At 73.3% G+C, this 2971-nt stretch carries 4 protein-coding genes; all 4 read left to right on the plus strand.

Annotated elements, in window-relative coordinates:
* The coding region (locus VGI02_RS08655; protein ID WP_331626913.1) for a hypothetical protein at nucleotides 1–238 on the plus strand (238 nt) is incomplete at its 5' end.
* Between the two features lie 61 nt (nucleotides 239–299).
* On the plus strand, nucleotides 300–875 hold the full coding sequence (locus VGI02_RS08660) for a lipase family protein (RefSeq protein WP_331626914.1): 576 nt from the start codon (nucleotides 300–302) through the stop codon (nucleotides 873–875).
* A complete protein-coding gene (locus VGI02_RS08665) occupies nucleotides 872–1354 on the plus strand; it encodes an SRPBCC family protein (protein ID WP_331626915.1) in 483 nt (160 codons plus the stop codon). The genes VGI02_RS08660 and VGI02_RS08665 overlap by 4 nt, the downstream gene beginning before the upstream one ends.
* Complete coding sequence (locus tag VGI02_RS08670) at nucleotides 1347–2939, plus strand: phytoene desaturase family protein (protein ID WP_331626916.1); 1593 nt, start codon at nucleotides 1347–1349, stop codon at nucleotides 2937–2939. The genes VGI02_RS08665 and VGI02_RS08670 overlap by 8 nt, the downstream gene beginning before the upstream one ends.
* Nucleotides 2940–2971: the final 32 nt, after the last annotated feature.

Raw genomic sequence — 2971 nt, forward strand, 5'->3', positions numbered from 1 at the left:
CTTGTCCGACGTTCTCGACGGCCAGGTTCAACGTGCCGGTCTCGTGGTCGTACTCGTCGTGGACGGCCACCACCGGTCGCCCGCCGGCCAGGAACTCCTGCTGGACCTCGCGGACCGAGGAGCGCGCTTCGCGGAGCTGGACGCGATGGCGTCGGCGACGCGAGCCGGTACCCGCGGCATCTGGCGGCGCGAGCGGCGCAGCGACTCCGCCGGTTGGGCCACGACCGAGGGCGGGTAGTCCCTGGGTCTTACCGGTTGAGGCTCCAGCCGTTCCATCGAGTGACCTCGTGGAGGCGGCAGTGATCGTGAAGACCTGGATCGACCGTGCGGCCCGAACCGGTATGGACTGGTTAGGCCGTGAAGTGCTGCGCTGGCTCGATGAACCTGACATCGGTGCGGGCGCCACACCCGCCGCGGAGACGGAACTGCCCGGCATCGTGGTCGGCGGGTTCGCAGCCACCGCGGCACTCATGGAGCCGGTGGTGCAAGTGCTTTCACGCCGCGGCCATGCAGTGAGCCTCGTGACCGAGGGCGCCGGAGCTGGCTGCGCGGGGCGCGCCGCCGACGGCCTCACCCGCGAGATCGAGACTGTCACCGCCCGCAGTGACCGACAGGTGCACCTGGTCGGGTACAGCCGCGGTGGCCAGTTGGGCTCCCACCACGCGGTGGCCGAGGCCCTCGATCGGCGTTGTCGGGGCAGACCCAGCGCCGCGTCGTCGGGGTCGCCGCGTGACCGCGGCGCCCGCGCGGGATCGCAGCGCTCGCCGACCGAACCCGCTGAGGAGGAGGGAGCAGTCGTGAGCATCACGACGGCACGGCCACGACCGGCTGAGCCCCGCCAGGGGACCCTGACCACCGAGCGGGGTCTGACATGAGCGGCGCGCTGTCCGACCTGCTGTCGCCTGAGGTCGGCCTGGATGTGGCGACCGGCGCCGAGGCCGTGTGGTCGGTGCTCTGCGACGGTTGGAGCTATCCGCTGTGGGTGGTGGGCGCTACCCACATGCGCGATGTCGACGAGGCATGGCCCGCGGTGGGTGCCCGGCTGCACCACAGTGTCGGGCTGTGGCCGTTCCAGCTCAGCGACACCACCGTCGTCCGTCGAGTCGAGGATGGGAGCCTGCTCGACCTCGAGGCCCGCGCCTTCCCGGCGGGCACCGCCCGGGTCGTGCTGCGGTTGACGCCCACCGGTCCGGACCGGTGCCGGGTCACCATCCACGAGTACGCCCGAGGTGGCCTGGGTCGGTTCGTCCCGGTCGCGGTGCAGAGCCCCCTCATCCGGGCCCGCAACACCGAGTCGCTGTCGCGGCTCGCCGACATCGCGCGGCGTCGGCCCGCGTCGAGCCGACGTGGCTGAGGAGGACGTCGACGCCGTCGTTGTCGGCGCCGGTCACAACGGGCTGATCGCGGCGAATCTGCTCGCCGATGCCGGGTGGTCGGTGACAGTCCTGGAGGCCTCCGACGCGCCGGGCGGAGCGGTGCGGACCGACCAGATCACCGCGCCGGGATGGCACCACGACCTCGGCAGCGCCTTCTATCCGCTCGGGGTCGCTTCTCCCGTTCTGCGCGGCCTCGACCTCGGCGCGCACGGCCTGCGGTGGCGCCATCCCCCCGAACCCCTGACTCACGTGCTGCCCGATGACCGTGCGGTGCTGCTCTCGCGGGATCTCGACACGACCGCAACCTCGGTCGAGGGTTTCGCCGCGGGCGACGGAGACGCCTGGCGCCGGCTGGCCGCCGAATGGCAGCGCCTGCGCGACCCGCTCCTGGAAACGATGCTCAGCCCCTTCCCGCCGCTGCGGGGAGCGAGCCGGCTGGTCCGGGCTCTCGGGACGCCCGCGCTGCTGCGGCTGGCGCGCCGGTTGGTGATGCCCGCGTCCCGCTTCGCCGAAGAGGAGTTCGCCGGGGAGGGCGCGCGGCTGCTGGTCGAGGGCAACGCGCTGCACACCGACCTGTCGAGCGGCCAGGCCGGCAGCGCGGTGTTCGGCTGGCTGCTGGCGATGCTCGCCCAGGACGTCGGGTTCCCGGTACCCGAGGGCGGCGCCGGGGCGCTCAGCGAGGCGCTCGTCCACCGGTTGGCCGCCTCCGGCGGGTCGGTGCAGTGCCGGCGACCCGTGCAACGTGTCCTCGTCGAAGCCGGACGGGCGGTCGGTGTCGTCGACGCCGAGGGCGGATTGGTGCGCGCTCGCCGGGCCGTGCTGGCCGATGTCCCCGCCCCGATGCTGTATCGCGATCTGGTCGGTACCGAGCACCTCCCGGCGCGCATGGTCGCCGACCTCGATCGCTTCACCTGGGACGACGCGGTCCTCAAGGTCGACTGGGCGCTGTCGGGCCCGGTGCCCTGGACCGCGCCGGAGGCGCGCCGGGCGGGCACGGTGCACGTGGGCGGCGATTCCCGCGACCTCATCGACTTCGGAGCCGACCTCGCCGCGCGCCGTTTGCCGCGCCACCCGTTCCTGCTGGTCGGTCAGATGACCCTCGCCGACCCTTCGCGCTCGCCGGCCGGGACCGAGTCGCTGTGGGCGTACACCCATCTGCCGCACGGACAACCGCGGACCGACGCCGAGATCGACCGGCAGGTCGAACGCATGACCGCGGTCCTCGAGCGCCACGCACCCGGGTTCAGCGACCTCGTCGTTCACCGCACCGTCTCCCGCCCGGGCGACCTGCAGGCACGCATCCCCAGCCTGATCGACGGCGCGATCATGGGCGGGACCTCGGCAATCCACCAGCAGCTGTTCCTGCGTCCCACCCCCGGTCTCGGGCGGGCCGACACCCCCGTCGATCGACTCTTCCTCGCCGGGGCCTCGGCCCACCCCGGAGGCGCCGTCCAGGGCGGACCGGGATCCAACGCCGCCCGGGCCGCCATGGCCCGCGCGGGACTGCTCGGTGGCGCGTACCGCACCGCCATCGGCGCCGCCCACCGCCTGGTCCACGGCTGACCCAACCGCCCGGCGAGCCCGTTCCGATCCCG

Origin of the sequence: Actinomycetospora sp., from assembly GCF_036497245.1 — a bacterium.
Classification (GTDB): Bacteria; Actinomycetota; Actinomycetes; order Mycobacteriales; family Pseudonocardiaceae; genus Actinomycetospora.

Bases quoted from the DNA above. Each gene is read 5' to 3' on its own strand.
- VGI02_RS08665 (WP_331626915.1), top strand. From the start codon at position 872: ATGAGCGGCGCGCTGTCCGACCTGCTGTCGCCTGAGGTCGGCCTGGAT.